This is a genomic window from Citrobacter sp. CtB7.12 (assembly GCF_001297795.1).
Lineage (GTDB): Bacteria > Pseudomonadota > Gammaproteobacteria > Enterobacterales > Enterobacteriaceae > Citrobacter_A > Citrobacter_A amalonaticus.
Genome location: NZ_LIFT01000004.1, coordinates 259937 through 277052, shown reverse-complemented (window position 1 = coordinate 277052; position 17116 = coordinate 259937). Strand labels below are relative to the sequence as shown.

Sequence of the window (17116 nt, the reverse complement as noted above, 5' to 3'; positions counted from 1 at the left end):
AACCGAAGTGTACTATACATTCGGTGGGCCAGTTTAGCACAAAGAGCCTCGAATCCCAAATTCCAGCCAATTCTTAATCGGCTTGCTTGCGCAGGAACGCAGGGATATCCAGATAATCCGGCTCTTTCGCGGTTTGCGGCGTATTATCGTTCACCACTTTCGCGACCGGTTTCTGCTCTTGCGTCAACGGCGCCATGCCATGCTGCTGGTAACGATCCATCACCGGCTGCTGCACCTGTTTGTTGGTGACCAGGGTGATTTCAGGACGCTTGTCCATACCGATACCGGTAGCAACAACGGTCACGCGCAGCTCGTCGTTCATATCCGGGTCCAGAGAGGTACCAATCACCACGGTCGCGTTATCCGATGCAAAGGCACGGATGGTGTTACCCACGGTTTCGAACTCATCCAGACGCAGGTCGAAGCCCGCCGTGATGTTGACCAGTACGCCACGCGCGCCAGACAGATCGATATCTTCCAGCAGCGGAGAAGAGATCGCCATTTCAGCAGCTTCTTCTGCACGGTCTTCACCGCTCGCCACACCAGAGCCCATCATCGCGTAGCCCATTTCGGACATTACGGTGCGCACGTCAGCAAAGTCGACGTTCATCAGGCCCGGACGGGTAATCAGTTCCGCGATGCCCTGAACAGCGCCTTTCAGCACGTCGTTCGCCGCGCCAAACGCGTCGAGCAGGGAGATACCACGACCCAGCACTTTCAGCAGTTTGTCGTTCGGGATGGTGATCAGCGAGTCCACATGCTTGGACAGCTCAGTGATCCCCTGCTCCGCGAAAGCCATACGCTTTTTGCCTTCAAAATTGAAAGGCTTGGTCACGACCGCAACGGTCAGGATCCCTAAATCTTTAGCTACTTCAGCAACCACTGGCGCTGCACCGGTACCGGTACCGCCGCCCATGCCTGCTGCGATAAACACCATGTCTGCACCGTCAAGCGCTGCACGCAGAGCTTCACGATCTTCGTCTGCTGCATTGCGACCGACTTCCGGGTTCGCACCCGCACCCAGACCTTTGGTAATACCACTACCGATCTGAATAGTCTGGCCAACCGCCGTCTTGCGCAACGCCTGAGCGTCGGTATTTACCGCGAAGAATTCAACACCCTCAATGCGCTCGCGCACCATGTGTTCAACGGCGTTACCGCCGCCGCCACCGACGCCGATGACTTTAATCACCGCGTCGTTGGTCAGTTCCATAGGTTCAAACATAGTTTCTCTCTCCGTTGTGCCTGTCGCCTGAGGCCGTAATTTTCGCCGGCCTCATAAAAAATTAAAACTCTTTTCGCAGCCAGCTATTAAGACGTTTAATCCAAGAGCCAACTGAAGCCGTAACACGCTTTTCTACTTCAGCTTCACCACTTAAGTGGGACTCTTTCCCGTAGTGAAGCAGCCCCACCGCCGTTGAGTAATACGGCTCCTGAGCGTAATCCGTCAGACCGGTAATATTCAGCGGCGCGCCGATACGCACTTGCGTATGGAACACGCGCTGGGCACAGGCGGCAAGACCTTCAATTTGCGCCGCGCCACCGGTCAGTACAATCCCCGCCGCCAGATGATGTTTCACACCCTGCTGGCGAAGCTGTTCCTGTAATTGCAATATCTCTTCGTTGACCAGGTTGAGCAGTTCGGTATAACGCGGCTCAATCACCTCTGCCAGCGTCTGTCGTTGCAGACTGCGCGGCGGACGCCCGCCCACGCTTGGCACTTCAACGCTTTCGTCTTTCCCGACGATGGATCCCAGCGCGCAGCCGTGGCGAACTTTAATCGCTTCGGCGTCGCTCGGCGGCGTACCGAAGGCATACGCGATGTCGCTGGTGACCACATTCCCTGCATAAGGGATCACTTTGGTGTGGCGCAACGCCCCGCCAGTATAAACGGCGATGTCCATTGTACCACCACCAATATCGACGACGCAGACGCCCAGTTCACGTTCATCTTCCGTCAAGACGGAATAACTGGCCGCCAGTCCGGCGAATATCAGTTGGTCAACTTTCAGGCCACAACGTTCCACAGCTTTAACAATGTTCTTCGCCATATCGTTGTGGCAGGTGATCAAATGCACTTTTGCCTGCATACGAACACCGGAAAGACCGACCGGGTTTTTAATCCCTTCCTGATAGTCAATCGCATATTCCTGCGGGATGACGTGCAACACACGGTGCTCATCGCGAACGCGCACTGATTTCGCGGTATGCACAACGTTTTCCACGTCTTCCTGCGTCACTTCTTCTTCTGAAATCGGCACCATGCCGATTTCATTCTGACAGCTAATGTGTTTGCCCGAAAGCGCCAGATAGACCGAGGAGATTTGGCAATCTGCCATCAGTTCTGCCTGGTCAATGGCGCGCTGTACGCATTTCACCACGGATTCGAGGTCGTTCACCCCGCCTTTATCCATCCCCCGTGATGGGCAACTGCCCACGCCAATGATATTGACCATACCGTCGGGCAGAACTTCCCCTACTAAAGCGGCGACCTTCGCGGTGCCAATCTCCAGTCCAACTACCAGTTTTCTGTCCGTCGCCTTGATCATTGTTGTTCTGCCTGTACCTGATTCTGTTGCTGATTAGATTCCTCAGGAGGCAAGGGAACCCACCCTACTGCCGCTCCTGAGTCATAACGCAAATCAACGTAGCTAATCCGTTTGCCATCGGTTTGCGCCTGCTGCTGTAAAACCGGATACAGTTCTACAAAGCGAGCCAAACGTTTCATCGTGTCACCCCTGCCAAGATTGAGCTTAATATCGTTATTAAGCGTCAACTGCCAGGAACGACGAGCGGTCATTGCCGCCTCCTTCAGGGTAAACCGGTCCTTCGCCAACACCTGCGACATGTCACGATACCCCTGCAACACTTCACTCGCGCTGCCTTCGGGGCCAGATAACATGGGTAAAACCTGCTTGCTGGTGCGATCGGCCGGCACGCTGAAGGCATTTCCTTCGGCGTCCACCATATGCTGATCATTCCAACGCGCAATCGGCACATATTCAACCAGATGAATCTTCAATTCATCGGGCCATTGCTTTCTGACGCTGGCCTGCTTGATCCACGGCAAGCGTTCGATCTGACTCTGGATGATATTCACGTCCTGGGTCATAAAGGTGCCGGGCGCACCCAGCGCCAGAATCGACTGGCGAATATCATCATTCTTCGTGTAATGGCGCTCACCGGTTAACACCAGCTTTGACAGCGGCAAACGCTGTGCATCTTCCATCCACCCCAACACCACCCAGCCGCTGACCAGCACGGTACACAGCACCGTCAACAGGAAGAAAATACCTGCAAGACGCGTTCCATTATTGCGACGTGAGGAAGAAACCTCTTCATCACTGTTTCGCGTGTTCAGCGCAGCCTGCGACATATCAGTCCGCCAACTCCAGAATTCGTACCACCAACTGCGAGAAACTCATCCCCGCCTGACGCGCCGCCATCGGCACCAGGCTGTGGCTGGTCATACCCGGAGAGGTATTCGCTTCCAGCAGATAAAACTGGCCATCGTTATCCAGCATGACGTCAATGCGACCCCAGCCTTTACAGCCCAGGGTTGTCCATGCTTTCAGCACGACTGCCTGTAAAATATCTTCTTGCTCGCTTTCCAGACCTGCAGGGCAGAAATACTGTGTCTCATCAGACAGATACTTCGCCTCATAATCATAGAAGGTTCCGGCAGGTTGGATACGAATTGCGGGTAAAATTTCTTCACCCAGTATCGCGACCGTAAATTCCGGACCGCTGAGCCATTTCTCGATCAGAACTTCTTCATCATGCTGAAATGCCAGCGTTAATGCATCCTGTAAAGCGTCATATTCTGACACTTTCGACATTCCCACACTGGATCCTTCACGGCTGGGCTTCACAATCAGCGGTAAACCCAGCACAGAAATTTGCTTAACCAGTTCTTCATCAAGACCTTTTTCAAACTGAGATCGCGTCAGCGCGACCCATGGCGCGACAGGTAATCCCGCCCCCTGCCACAGCAGCTTGCTGCGCAGTTTATCCATGGAGATCGCCGATGCCATCACGCCGCTGCCGGTATAAGGCAAACCAACCAGCTCCAGCAGTCCCTGTAAGGTTCCGTCTTCCCCACCACGGCCATGCAGGGCGATAAAGACTTTCTGAAAGCCCATTGATTTCAGCAGCGTCACGTCGACCTCTTTCGGGTCGACCGGATGTGCATCCACGCCGCCTTCCCGTAATCCGGCCAACACTGCTGCGCCGGAATTCAGCGACACATCACGTTCAGCAGAGGTACCGCCCAGCAGGACCGCGATTTTATCAGCCATGTTGTTCGTCCTCCTGAATTTGCGGCTTCAGTTTGATTTCGGCTAAGGAACGCGCGATTTTGCCGATATTTCCCGCGCCCTGTACCAGAATCAAATCGTTGCCGGTTAATACCGGTGCCAGCATTTCTGCGACCTGCGCCGGATCGGAAACCAGAATCGGGTCGATTTTACCGCGACCACGAATAGTGCGGCACAGCGAACGGCTGTCCGCTCCTGGAATCGGCGCTTCACCCGCTGCGTAGACATCCAGCATCAGCAACGCATCAACCTGGGTCAGCACGTTGGCAAAGTCGTCATACAGATCACGCGTACGCGTGAAACGGTGTGGCTGAAACAGCATCACCAGATTTTTGTCCGGCCATCCCGCCCGCGCCGCTTTAATGGTCGCATCCACTTCCGTCGGGTGATGCCCGTAATCATCCACCAGCATTGCCGTACCGGCTTTACCGTTCACCGGCTCGAGCGGGTACTCACCGAGGAAGTCGAAGCGCCGCCCGGTCCCCTGGAAGCTTTCCAACGCACGCAGGATCGCATCGTCTGCAATACCTTCTTCCGTCGCAACTGCCACGGCCGCCGCCGCGTTCAGGGCGTTATGGCGACCTGGCGCATTCAACGTGACGCGCAGGTCTTGCATCCCCTGGCGCAGCAGGGTGAAGTGCCCTTGCGGGCCCACCTGCTGATAATCTTCGACGCGAACGTCTGCGTCATCGCTAAAGCCATAAGTAGTGGTCTGACGGCCCACGCGCGGCAAGAGCTCGCGGATCACCGGATCGTCAACACACATCACCGCACGACCATAAAACGGCAGGTTGTGCAGGAAATTAATAAACGTCTGCTTTAAATTTTCGAAATCGCCATGGTAGGTATCCATGTGGTCGGCTTCGATGTTGGTGACAATCGCCACCATCGGCTGCAGATGAAGGAATGACGCGTCGCTCTCATCCGCTTCCGCAATTAAGTAACGGCTATGGCCCAGACGCGCATGCACGCCTGCCGCTTTCACCAGACCCCCGTTAACGAAAGTGGGATCCAGTCCTGCTTCCGCGTAAATACTGGAGACCATCGCGGTGGTGGTCGTTTTACCGTGCGTCCCGGCAATCGCGATGCCATGACGAAAACGCATCAGCTCCGCCAGCATCTCCGCGCGGCGGATCACTGGGATGCGCGCTTCATGCGCCGCCACAATCTCCGGGTTATCAGCCGAGATGGCGCTGGAGACCACAACCACACTCGCATCTCGCACGTTTTCCGGGCGATGGTTGAAATAAATCGTTGCTCCCAGGTTCGTCAACTGCTGCGTCACCGGGTTAGGCGCTAAATCTGAACCACTGATCTGATACCCTTCATTGGCCAGAACTTCGGCAATACCGCCCATCCCGGCACCACCGATGCCGACAAAGTGGATGTGCCGAACGCGACGCATTTCGGGCACGATAGAACGCAGTTTTGCCAGTTGTTGTGTATTCATTCTTTACGCCATTCACTTCTCAATTCAGGCGATGCAAAAGGCACCGCTACAATTACGCCCGGGCAGCCCGGATCACTTCATTTGCGACACGCTCGGTGGCATCCGGAATGGATGCAGCGCGGGCACGTTCTGCCATGGTTAACAAACTTTCTCGCGACCACCCGGACAGGGTGCTGGCGACGGCATCCACAGTAAACTGCGGCTGCTCGAGAATTTTGGCTGCGCCCGCTTTTTCCAGCGGCAGCGCATTCCAGTACTGCTGTCGGTCTTTATGTTGAAACGGCACAAACAGCGCCGGTAAACCGGCGGCGGCAATCTCACTTACCGTCAATGCGCCAGAACGACAGACCACCACATCGGCCCACGCGTAGGCGGCCGCCATGTCATCAATAAATTCCGTTACCTTATGCTGGGGTTGCCCCACGTCGGCATAGGCCTGTTCTACGGTCTGCTGCGCGCCTTTCCCGCTCTGATGCCAGATAGTCACCGCATCACCCAGTCTGGCGGCAACCTGCGGCAGGGTCTGGTTCAGCACGCGAGCGCCCTGCGATCCGCCGACCACCAGCACACGAATCGGACCTTCGCGTCCGGCAAGACGATCCTGCGGCAACGGCAGCGCCAGCACGTCTGTACGTACCGGGTTCCCGACCACTTCCGCATTCGGAAACGCGCCAGGAAACGCCTGCATGACCTTGGTAGCAATTCTCGCCAGCCATTTATTCGTTAACCCGGCGATACCATTTTGCTCGTGCAACACGACTGGAATGCCCAGTGACCACGCGGCCAGACCGCCGGGACCGGAAACATACCCGCCCATCCCCAGCACCACATCGGGGTTAAAACTTTTCATGATTGCGCGCGCCTGACGCCATGCGTTGAAAATACGCAAAGGGGCGGCCAACAGCGCTTTCACGCCTTTTCCGCGCAATCCGGAGATACGGATGAAGTCAATATCGATGCCATGCTTAGGGACTAAATCCGCTTCCATACGATCTGCGGTACCCAGCCAGCGAACTTCCCAGCCCTGGGACATTAAATGGTGCGCGACCGCCAGTCCCGGGAACACGTGCCCGCCGGTACCGCCCGCCATCACCATTAACCGCTTCGCTTGACCACTCATCGTGAACCTCGTGTAAACGCCTGTGCTTTTTCCAGGCGCGTTTCATAATCAATTCGCAACAAAAACATGATGGCCGTCGACATAATCAGCAAACTCGAGCCACCATAACTGATGAGCGGCAGCGTCAGACCTTTAGTTGGCAGCATGCCTGCCGCCGCACCGACGTTCACCAGAGCCTGAAAACTAAACCAGATACCGATGGAACAGGCCAAAAATCCGGAAAAACGGTGGTCGATCTCCAGCGCTTTGCGGCCAATCGACATCGCGCGAAAAGCGACGAAGAATACCATTAAAAGCGCCAATACCACACCGATATAACCCAGTTCTTCCCCAATGATGGCGAAGATAAAGTCCGTATGCGCTTCCGGCAGATACTCCAGTTTCTGTACCGAGTTGCCCAGCCCCTGTCCCCACATTTCACCGCGACCGAATGCCATCAGTGACTGGGTAAGCTGGTATCCGCTACCAAACGGATCTTCCCACGGGTTCCAGAACGAGGTTACGCGGCGAATACGATACGGTTCGGCGAGAATCAGCAGTACGACCGCAGAAATCCCCATGCCGATAATGGCAATGAACTGCCACAACTTTGCCCCAGCCAGAAACAGCATCGCCAGCGTGGTCACGAACAGCACGACCACCGTACCGAGGTCAGGTTGCGCCAGCAACAGGATCGCCAGTACCAGAATCACGCCCATCGGCTTTAAAAAGCCGCGCAGGTTATTACGAACTTCGTCAACCTTGCGCACCAGGTAGTTCGCCAGATAGCAGAACAGCGACAGCTTGGTAAATTCCGCAGGCTGAATACGCAGAGGACCTAATGCAATCCAACGCGATGCTCCGTTCACCGAACTCCCTACTACCAGCACGATCAACAGCATGATGATCGAGGCGATCAGCATCGTGGTACTGTATTTCTGCCAGAACTCCATCGGCAGACGCAGCGTGATCATCGCCAGACAAAATGCCAGAAAAATATAGAGCGCATCACGCTTGGCAAACAGAAACGGATCGCCCGCCAGACGCTGCCCAACGGGCATGGATGCCGACGTCACCATGATGAAACCGATCGCCGCAAGGCCTAACGTCAGCCATAGCAGCACGCGATCGTACATGATCAGACTGTCAGAATCTTTGTCCCGTGAGGCCATCACCCAGCCTTTAAGCGCCGCAAAGATCCATCCCAGGATGCCAAATCCCGGCAGGCGCGGCAGTCTCAGGCGAGGGAGAGATAAACGCATCAACCCAGCTCCTTTGCCAGACGGGTAAAGACATCACCCCGTTGCTCAAAATTCTTAAACTGATCGAGGCTGGCGCAGGCCGGAGACAACAGCACCATATCGCCTGACTTCACGCGCGGCGCCAGCAGGCGCATCGCCTCTTCCATCGTCTCGGTTTGTTCCGCAATTTCCGGGCGCAGCGCCGCCAGTTGCGCGCCATCGCGACCAAAACAGTACAACCGCACGCGATCGCCTTCCAGATAACGACTCAGCGAAGAGAAGTCCGCCGATTTACCATCGCCGCCCAGCAACAGATGCAGCGTGCCATCAACATGCAGGCCGTTCAGCGCCGCTTCGGTGCTGCCGACGTTGGTCGCTTTCGAGTCGTTAATCCAGCGCACACCGTTATGATCCAGCGCTAACTGGAACCGATGCGCCAGACCGGTGAACGTCGTCAGCGCTTTCAGGCTGCTGGCGCGCGGTAAACCTGCCGCATCCGCCAGCGCCAGCGCCGCCAGGGCGTTGGTGTAGTTATGCTGGCCGGAAAGCTTCATCTCTTTCACGTTCAGCACTTTCTCACCCTTCACCCGCAGCCAGGTCTCGCCCTGCTGACGGTTAAGGTGATAATCGCCCATGTTGACGCCAAAGCTCACACAACGCGCATCGGCTCCACGAATCGGCATCGTCAACGCATCATCGGCATTGACCACACAGACTTTTGCATTCTCGTAAACGCGCAGTTTTGCCGCGCGATACTGTTGTAAACCAAACGGATACCGGTCCATGTGATCTTCAGTAACGTTCAGAATAGTAGCCGCGGCCGCCTGCAGGCTGAACGTGGTTTCCAGCTGGAAGCTGGAGAGTTCAAGGACATACAGTTCGCGTTCTGCATCCAGCAGCATCAAGGCGGGAAGGCCAATGTTGCCGCCAACGCCGACGTTCACACCTGCCGCTTTCGCCATTTCACCTACCAGCGTCGTGACGGTGCTTTTCCCGTTCGAACCGGTGATCGCCACAATCGGTGCCTGCGCTTCACGGCAAAACAACTCGATATCGCCAACAATCTCAACACCCGCATCAGCCGCTGCGCTCAGTGACGGATGCGCGAGGGCGATACCAGGGCTTGCCACAATCAGATCCGCCGCCAGCAGCCAGTCGTCATTCAGACTGCCGACATGACGCTCTACTGCCTCCGGTAACTTATCCAGTCCCGGCGGTGTCGCACGGGTATCCATCACGCGAGGGGTTACGCCACGAGCGAGGAAAAAGTCCACGCAAGAGAGTCCGGTTAATCCCAAACCGATAATGACGACGTTTTTACCCTGGTAATCAGCCATGATTAACGTACCTTCAGCGTTGCCAGGCCAATCAGGACCAGCATCAGCGAAATAATCCAGAAGCGCACAATCACGCGCGGTTCCGGCCAGCCTTTCAGTTCATAGTGGTGATGAATCGGTGCCATGCGGAAGATACGCTGACCGCGCAACTTGAAGGAACCGACCTGCAATATCACCGACAAGGTCTCCACGACAAATACCCCACCCATGATCACCAGCAGGAACTCCTGACGTAGCAGCACGGCGATAATGCCAAGCGCGCCACCCAGCGCCAGCGATCCGACGTCGCCCATGAAGACCTGCGCCGGATAGGTGTTAAACCACAGAAATCCTAAGCCCGCGCCGACAATCGCCGTACAGACGATTACCAGTTCGCCGGCATGACGTAAGTACGGAATATGCAGATAGTTGGCAAAATTCATGTTACCGGTCGCCCACGCCACCAGCGCGAATCCCCCCGCGACGAAGACGGTTGGCATAATCGCCAGACCATCCAGACCGTCAGTCAGGTTCACCGCATTACCGGTGCCGACAATCACGAAATACGCCAGCAGAACGTAGAACAGCCCCAACTGCGGCATGACGTCTTTGAAGAACGGCACCACCAGCTCTGTCGCTGGCGTGTCTTTCCCGGCGAGGTACAGTGCGAAAGCAACACCCAGCGCAATGACCGACATCCAGAAGTATTTCCAGCGCGCAATCAGGCCTTTGGTGTCTTTGCGGACCACTTTGCGGTAGTCATCGACGAAGCCGATAATGCCGTAACCAATCAACACCACCAATACGCACCAGACGTACGGGTTTGACGGGTAGGCCCACAGCAGAACGGAAATAACGATCGCCGTCAGGATCATGATCCCACCCATCGTCGGCGTGCCGCGCTTGCTGAAGTGGGACTCCGGACCATCGTTACGTACAACCTGACCGAAGGAGAGTTTTTGCAGACGGGCGATCATGCGCGGGCCCATCCACAATGAGATGAACAGTGCGGTCAGCAGGCTGACAATGGCGCGAAACGTCAGATAGGAAAAGACGTTAAAGCCGGAATAATATTTGACCAAATGTTCGGCCAGCCAAACTAGCATGATCCTTTCTCCTGTAATGCGCGTACGACCTCTTCCATGGCGGCACTACGTGAACCTTTCACCAAAATGGTAATTATCTGTTGCTCTGCAATCAGCGTCTGCAGACGCGCGATCAGCGCGGCTTTATCCGCAAAATGTTCGCCGACGCCACTCGCATCGCTGATAGCCTTGCTCAGTTTCCCTGAACTCAATACGCAGTCGATGCCTGCCGCTTTCGCCGCCTCACCGACCTGCACGTGGCAGGCTTCGCTTTCTGCGCCCAGTTCGGCCATATCGCCGACAACCAGCACACGGTAACCCGGCATTTCGGACAGCACCTGTACCGCGGCGGTCATTGACCCGACGTTGGCGTTATACGAATCATCAAGCAGCAGTTGGTTTTCCGCTAACTGGACAGGGAACAGACGGCCCGGTACCGCTTTTAAATTTGCCAGACCGGTTTTGATCGCCTCCAGCGTCGCGCCAACAGCCATCGACAACGCTGCCGCCGCCAGGGCATTGGCGATATTGTGACGTCCGGGCAATGGCAGCAGTACATCAATGCTTCCGCCAGGCGTTTGCAGTAAAAATTCGGTGCCATGTGACGTCACATGGACATTGGTGGCAGTGAAATCGCTGTTGGTAGCATTCGGTGAAAAACGCCAGACTTTTCGATCGCCGATAATGTTCTGCCAGTTCAACCAGTCATTGTTATCGGCATTCATAATGGCAATGCCGTTTTCAGGCAGACCGGTAAAAATTTCGCCCTTCGCCTTCGCCACTCCCGCCAGCGAACCGAAGCCTTCCAGATGCGCCGCCGCCAGGTTGTTGACCAGTGCCGCTTCCGGACGCGTCAGGCTGACGGTCCAGGCGATTTCGCCCTGGTGGTTGGCACCTAACTCAATGACCGCATAGTCATATTCCTGGGTTAAGCGCAGCAGCGTCATCGGTACGCCAATGTCGTTATTCAGGTTGCCTGCGGTATAGAGCGTATTGCCACACTGGCTGAGAATCGCCGCCGTCATCTCTTTCACAGAGGTTTTACCGGACGAGCCGGTTAACGCCACCACGCGTGCCGGAACCTGAGCGCGAACCCACGCAGCCAGCTCACCGAAGGCCAGACGGGTGTCTTGCACAACCACCTGTGGCAAATCAACCGCCAGCGGACGGCTAACCAAGAGCGCGCCCGCCCCCCCCTCTTTTGCCTGTTCGGCAAAATCGTGAGCATCAAAACGTTCGCCTTTGAGCGCCACAAACAGGCAGCCCGGCGTCAGCTTACGCGTATCGGTGGTGACGGCATCAAGGGACAGATCGCCCCCTTTCAGTTCGCCGCCGAGAATACCGGCGAGTTGGCTGAGCGTTACGCGAATCATGCGATCACCCCCAGCAGGCGCGCCGCAGTTACGCGGTCGGAATAGTCGAGACGCTGCGTACCGACAATCTGGTAATCCTCGTGCCCTTTACCTGCCACCAGCACGACATCGTTATCTTTCGCCTGCATAATGGCGTTGGTCACCGCTTCGGCACGGCCTTCCATCACTTTTGCACGACCAGCATCCAGCATACCTGCCAGAATGTCGTCGATAATGGCGCGCGGCTCTTCAGTACGCGGGTTGTCGTCCGTTACGACCACAACATCAGCGAACTCTTCGGCAATCGCCCCCATCAGTGGGCGCTTCCCTTTGTCACGATCGCCGCCGCAGCCAAAGACGCACCAGAGTTGCCCGGTGCAGTGCAGACGCGCCGCCTGTAGCGCTTTTTCCAGCGCATCAGGGGTATGGGCATAATCAACAACCACGGTGGTTTTACCCGGCGCGCTAAAGACTTCCATACGCCCGCAAACGGGTTGCAGACGCGCAGCAGTTTTCAGCAAGTCAGCCAGTGGATAGCCCAGCGCCAGCAGTGTGGCCAGCGCCAGCAACAGATTACTGACGTTAAACGCGCCCATCAGACGGCTTTCAATTTCACCCTCGCCCCAGCTTGAGGCAAAACGAATGGTCGCGCCGCTGTCGTGATAATTCACCTCGACGGCCTTCAGCCACCGGCCATGACAGTTAGGGTTGATATGATCTTCCATTGAGACGGCCACGGCATCCGGCAGTTTCGCCAGCCAACGGCGACCGACTTCATCATCCGCGTTGATAATTGCCTGCCCACAACGGTGCGTGGAGAAAAGTAGCCATTTCGCGGCTTCGTAATGCTCCATATCGCCATGATAATCCAGATGGTCACGGCTTAAATTGGTAAACACCGAGGCGGCAAATTTCAGCGCCGCGACGCGATGCTGCACCAGACCGTGGGAAGAGACTTCCATCGCGCATAAGGTCGCGCCCTGCTCGACCAGCCCCGACAGCACCTGCTGAACGTCTACGGCCGAGCCGGTGGTATTTTCCGTTGGGATCACTTTACCGAGCAGGCCGTTGCCTACCGTGCCCATCACTGCGCTAGTTTCGCCGAGCAGTTGGCTCCACTGCGCCAGCAGTTGGGTCGTGGTGGTTTTACCGTTCGTGCCGGTGACGCCGACCAGACGCATGTTTTCAGATGGCTCGTGATAGAAGCGGCCCGCCAGCGCAGATAAACGCTCGTTAAGCTGGCTGAGATAGATAACCGGTACGCCGTGCATTTCACGCACTTCACCGTCGGTTGCCTCGTCTTTTGCCTCTGCAATAATGGCAGCCACACCTTGCGCTATCGCCTGCGGGATATATCGACGCCCGTCCGCCTGATGACCTTTCACTGCCACAAAGAGATCGCCCGCCGCAGCCACACGGCTGTCGAGTGTCATCTCTCGCAGTTCTCGCGCAGGTAAACCTGATACCCACGGAGCAAGAAGGTCGCGCAAATTACGATCTGCCACCTGTTCCCTCGCCTTGATTAATTACGAATTCACTTTTTTCGCCCGTTGCCAGCGCATCCGGTTCGATGTTCATGGTGCGCAGAACGCCGCCCATGATGGCACCGAATACCGGCGCGGAAACGGCGCCGCCGTAGTATTTACCCGCCTGCGGATCGTTGATAACAACAACCAGCGCGAAGCGCGGCTGACTCGCAGGCGCAACGCCTGCGGTATAAGCAATGTATTTGTTGATATAGCGGCCATCCGGACCAACTTTCTTCGCGGTACCGGTTTTAATGGCGATGCGATAACCTTTAATCGCCGCCTTCACCCCACCGCCGCCCGGCAACGCCACGCTTTCCATCATGTGCACAACGGTACGTACGGTCGATTCCGGGAAAATGCGCTCGCCGGGAACCGGGGGATCCACTTTGGTAATCGACAGCGGACGATAAACGCCATAGCTGCCAATCGTTGCGTAGACTCGCGCTAACTGTAACGGGGTTACCATTAGCCCGTAGCCGAAAGAGAAGGTGGCCCTCTCTATGTCAGACCACCGTTGTTTTTGAGGATATAAGCCACTGCGTTCTCCGACCAACCCCAAATTGGTCGCCTTTCCTAGCCCAAAACGTGAGTAAGTATCCACTAACGCTGAGGACGGCATCGCTAACGCCAGCTTAGAAACACCGACGTTACTCGACTTCTGTAAAACCCCGGTCAGGGTCAATTCGCTGTAGCGCGCCACGTCTTTGATTTCGTGGCCGTTAATTCGGTAGGGAACGGTATTTAGCACGCTGTTTTCCCGCACCACGCCGCGCTGGAGCGCGGTCATCACCACCATCGGTTTGACGGTAGAACCCGGCTCGAAAACGTCGGTAATGGTACGGTTACGCATCGCGTCTTTTGGCGTGCCGCTCAGGTTGTTCGGGTTGTAGGACGGGCTGTTCGCCATTGCCAGCACTTCGCCGGTACTCACATCAACCAGCACCGCGCTCCCGGATTCTGCCTTGTTAAACGCCACCGCATTGTTCAGTTCGCGATACACCAGCGCCTGTAGGCGCTCATCAATGCTCAGCGCGAGGTTATGCGCCGCCTGGCTGTCGGTAGAAGAGATATCTTCAATGACGCGACCGTAGCGGTCTTTACGCACAATACGCTCGCCCGGTTGACCGGTGAGCCATTTGTCAAAACTCTTCTCAACGCCTTCAATCCCCTGGCTATCCACGTTGGTAAAACCAATAAGGTGAGCGGTCACTTCGCCGGAAGGATAGTAACGACGGGACTCTTCGCGCAGATAAATACCCGGCAGCTTTAGCTTTTTGATGTAATCCGCCATATCCGGGTTTAACTGACGCGCCAGATAGATAAAACGCCCTTTTGGGTTGGCGTTGATCCGGGCAGACAGTTGGTCGAGGGGAATATTCAGGGCAGTGGAGAGCGCTCTCCAGCGGTCGCCAACGGTAATGCCCCCGGCTTCATGCACCTCTTTTGGATCGGCCCAGATAGCTTTCACCGGTACGCTGACGGCCAGCGGACGGCCCGAACGGTCGGTTATCATACCGCGCGACGTTGCCACTTCCTGTACGCGAAGCGAACGCATGTCGCCCTGACGGACCAGCATGTCCGGCGCGATAATCTGCAGCCAGGCGACGCGGCCCAGCAAGAAACCCAGCGCCAGTAAAATGCAGCCGCACAGCAACGCAAAACGCCAACTGATAAAGTTGGCCTGTTCTTCCTGACGTTTTGGTTTTAGCGTTTTTGCCGCTGCTTTCATGCGTCGCGTTTTTCCTTATTTTTGCACTACGATATTTTCTTGTGAGGGATCAACATGCTGCATTTGCAGCTTCTCCGTTGCGATCCGTTCAACCCGGCTATGATCGCCGAGGGCATTCTCCTCAAGAATCAGGTTGCGCCACTCGATATCCAGCGCATCGCGCTCCAGAACCAGTTGTTCGCGTTGCGCAGTCAGTAATCGTGTGTGGTGCGCGGTTGTTACCACCGTCACCGCCGTCACAATGATGCAAATGAACAGGCAGAGTGGCAGCTTCCCAAATCGCAAAAGATCGTCACCGATCACGCCAGGCAAAGCATGGCGCTCGTTGCTTCCAATCGATCCCTTAACTTTGCTGAGGGCCTCTGTCACTCTGCTGATCATGCGTTCGTCCTCTCTGCAATACGCAGAACTGAACTACGGGCACGAGGATTCTCTGCAACCTCTTCTTCACCCGGCATCAACTTGCCTAATGCTCTTAGCTCACGACCGCCCAGTTTTTTGAGCTGCTCTTCCGTCATCGGTAATCCTGCCGGAACCTGCGGACCACGGCTTTGCTCACGCATAAAGCGTTTCACAATGCGGTCTTCCAGCGAGTGGAAACTGATGACAGAAAGCCGCCCCCCCGGGGCCAGCACGCTGAGCGAGCTTTTTAGCGCCTGCTCTATCTCCTCCAGTTCACTGTTCACCCAGATGCGCACCGCCTGGAAGGTACGGGTCGCGGGATGTTTGAATTTGTCTTTCACCGGCGTTGCCGCCGCGACCACTTCCGCCAGTTCTTTCGTGCGGGTCATGGGCTGTTCGCGGTTGCGCTCAACGATGGCGCGGGCAATACGTTTGGCAAAACGCTCTTCGCCAAAGGTTTTCAGCACCCAGGCGATATCGGCTTCTTCTGCGGTTTGCAGCCATTCAGCAGCCGACTGGCCGCGAGTGGGATCCATGCGCATATCCAGCGGGCCGTCACGCATGAAAGAAAAACCGCGCTCAGCGTCGTCAAGCTGCGGTGAAGAGACGCCAAGATCGAGAAGAATCCCGTCGATCTTGCCGGTCAGTTCGCGCTCGCCAACATAGTCAGCCAGCGCGGAGAAAGGTCCATGAATGATGGAGAAGCGAGGATCATTGATGGTCTGGGCGACGGCGATCGCCTGCGGATCGCGATCGATTGCCAGCAGACGTCCCTCTTCGCCAAGCTGCGAGAGAATGAGACGCGAGTGACCACCGCGACCAAATGTTCCATCAATGTAGATGCCATCAGGACGAATATTGAGACCGTTTACGGCCTCGTCCAGCAGCACCGTGGTGTGTTTAAAATTTTCCATCATCTTATAGAGACAAGTCCTGCAGGCGCTCCGACAACGTCCCGGTCGCACTCTGCTCAGCGTCGATATCTTCCTTGACCTGTTGATACCAGGTCGTTTCATCCCACAGTTCAAACTTATTGAACTGTCCAACCAGCATCACTTCTTTTGTCAGCCCGGCATGTTGCCGCAGGACAGGCGCCACCAACAATCGCCCGGCACTGTCCATCTGACATTCACTGGCATGCCCCAACAGTAAACGCTGCACACGGCGTTCTACCGGGTTCATGCTCGACAGACGCGATAATTTTTGCTCGATAATTTCCCATTCAGGCAGGGGGTAAAGCAGCAGGCACGGGTGATGGATGTCAATGGTACAAACCATTTGACCGGTAGCACTCTCGATCAGTTGATCCCGGTAACGGGTAGGCACAGATAAGCGCCCTTTACTGTCGAGATTGACTAACGTTGCTCCCCGGAACATGCCAGTCTCCCCCCCTCATTACCACTTTGCCCCACAAATTCCCACTCAAAGGAGTTTACGGAGCGGAGGAAAAGCTTGTCAAGCGAGTCACAACGCTTACCTGAGTAAAAAACCCAATGTTTACGGCTAATATCAGCGTTGATTAAATTCTGTCCAACGAACGAAGCAAATTAACGTCATGAATATTTGTAAGAAAAAATCCCAAAACTCATCACCGCTT

15 protein-coding genes are annotated in these 17116 nt (G+C 55.9%); all 15 read right to left on the bottom strand.

Going from position 1 to position 17116, the window contains the following annotated elements; genetic code table 11:
• Nucleotides 1–73: 73 nt before the first annotated feature.
• The 15 genes from ftsZ to mraZ all read right to left on the bottom strand — a co-directional run bounded on the left by ftsZ (nt 74) and on the right by mraZ (nt 16896).
• On the bottom strand, nt 74–1225 hold the full coding sequence (gene ftsZ / locus AOY24_RS07975; protein ID WP_004857884.1) for a cell division protein FtsZ: 1152 nt from the start codon (nt 1223–1225) through the stop codon (nt 74–76).
• A 61-nt stretch (nt 1226–1286) separates the two neighbouring features.
• A complete protein-coding gene (ftsA, locus tag AOY24_RS07970; protein ID WP_003018755.1) occupies nt 1287–2549 on the bottom strand; it encodes a cell division protein FtsA in 1263 nt (420 codons plus the stop codon).
• Entirely contained in the window at nt 2546–3376 is an 831-nt protein-coding gene (gene ftsQ / locus AOY24_RS07965; protein ID WP_042997932.1) for a cell division protein FtsQ, read from the bottom strand. Before ftsQ ends, ftsA begins: the two co-directional genes overlap by 4 nt.
• A 1-nt stretch (nt 3377) precedes the next feature.
• A complete protein-coding gene (locus tag AOY24_RS07960) occupies nt 3378–4298 on the bottom strand; it encodes a D-alanine--D-alanine ligase (RefSeq protein WP_054176450.1) in 921 nt (306 codons plus the stop codon).
• Complete coding sequence (murC, locus tag AOY24_RS07955) at nt 4291–5766, bottom strand: UDP-N-acetylmuramate--L-alanine ligase (RefSeq protein ID WP_042997934.1); 1476 nt, start codon at nt 5764–5766, stop codon at nt 4291–4293. The genes AOY24_RS07960 and murC overlap by 8 nt, the downstream gene beginning before the upstream one ends.
• Nucleotides 5767–5818: 52 nt before the next feature.
• The gene (gene murG, locus AOY24_RS07950) at nt 5819–6886 is read right to left on the bottom strand and encodes an undecaprenyldiphospho-muramoylpentapeptide beta-N-acetylglucosaminyltransferase (RefSeq protein ID WP_042997935.1); all 1068 of its coding nucleotides are present in this window, start codon (nt 6884–6886) and stop codon (nt 5819–5821) included.
• Nucleotides 6883–8127, bottom strand: a complete 1245-nt coding sequence (gene ftsW / locus AOY24_RS07945) for a cell division protein FtsW (RefSeq protein ID WP_042997936.1) — start codon at nt 8125–8127, stop codon at nt 6883–6885. The genes murG and ftsW overlap by 4 nt, the downstream gene beginning before the upstream one ends.
• Nucleotides 8127–9443 carry a UDP-N-acetylmuramoyl-L-alanine--D-glutamate ligase gene (gene murD, locus AOY24_RS07940; RefSeq protein ID WP_042997937.1) on the bottom strand — a complete coding sequence of 439 codons (1317 nt, stop codon included), beginning with the start codon at nt 9441–9443 and terminating at the stop codon, nt 8127–8129. The genes ftsW and murD overlap by 1 nt, the downstream gene beginning before the upstream one ends.
• A 2-nt stretch (nt 9444–9445) precedes the next feature.
• Nucleotides 9446–10528, bottom strand: a complete 1083-nt coding sequence (mraY, locus tag AOY24_RS07935; RefSeq protein WP_042997938.1) for a phospho-N-acetylmuramoyl-pentapeptide-transferase — start codon at nt 10526–10528, stop codon at nt 9446–9448.
• Nucleotides 10522–11880 carry a UDP-N-acetylmuramoyl-tripeptide--D-alanyl-D-alanine ligase gene (gene murF, locus AOY24_RS07930; protein WP_054176449.1) on the bottom strand — a complete coding sequence of 453 codons (1359 nt, stop codon included), beginning with the start codon at nt 11878–11880 and terminating at the stop codon, nt 10522–10524. Before murF ends, mraY begins: the two co-directional genes overlap by 7 nt.
• Nucleotides 11877–13364, bottom strand: coding sequence for a UDP-N-acetylmuramoyl-L-alanyl-D-glutamate--2,6-diaminopimelate ligase (gene murE, locus AOY24_RS07925; protein ID WP_054176448.1), 1488 nt, complete (start codon nt 13362–13364; stop codon nt 11877–11879). Before murE ends, murF begins: the two co-directional genes overlap by 4 nt.
• Nucleotides 13351–15117, bottom strand: a complete 1767-nt coding sequence (ftsI, locus tag AOY24_RS07920; RefSeq protein WP_042997941.1) for a peptidoglycan glycosyltransferase FtsI — start codon at nt 15115–15117, stop codon at nt 13351–13353. The genes murE and ftsI overlap by 14 nt, the downstream gene beginning before the upstream one ends.
• Nucleotides 15118–15132: 15 nt before the next feature.
• Nucleotides 15133–15498, bottom strand: coding sequence for a cell division protein FtsL (gene ftsL / locus AOY24_RS07915; protein WP_012904474.1), 366 nt, complete (start codon nt 15496–15498; stop codon nt 15133–15135).
• Nucleotides 15495–16436 (bottom strand): 16S rRNA (cytosine(1402)-N(4))-methyltransferase RsmH, encoded by a 942-nt coding sequence (rsmH, locus tag AOY24_RS07910; protein ID WP_044255494.1) that lies wholly within the window; start codon nt 16434–16436, stop codon nt 15495–15497. The genes ftsL and rsmH overlap by 4 nt, the downstream gene beginning before the upstream one ends.
• A gap of 1 nt (nt 16437) precedes the next feature.
• Nucleotides 16438–16896, bottom strand: a complete 459-nt coding sequence (mraZ, locus tag AOY24_RS07905) for a division/cell wall cluster transcriptional repressor MraZ (RefSeq protein WP_044255498.1) — start codon at nt 16894–16896, stop codon at nt 16438–16440.
• Nucleotides 16897–17116 lie beyond the last annotated feature (220 nt).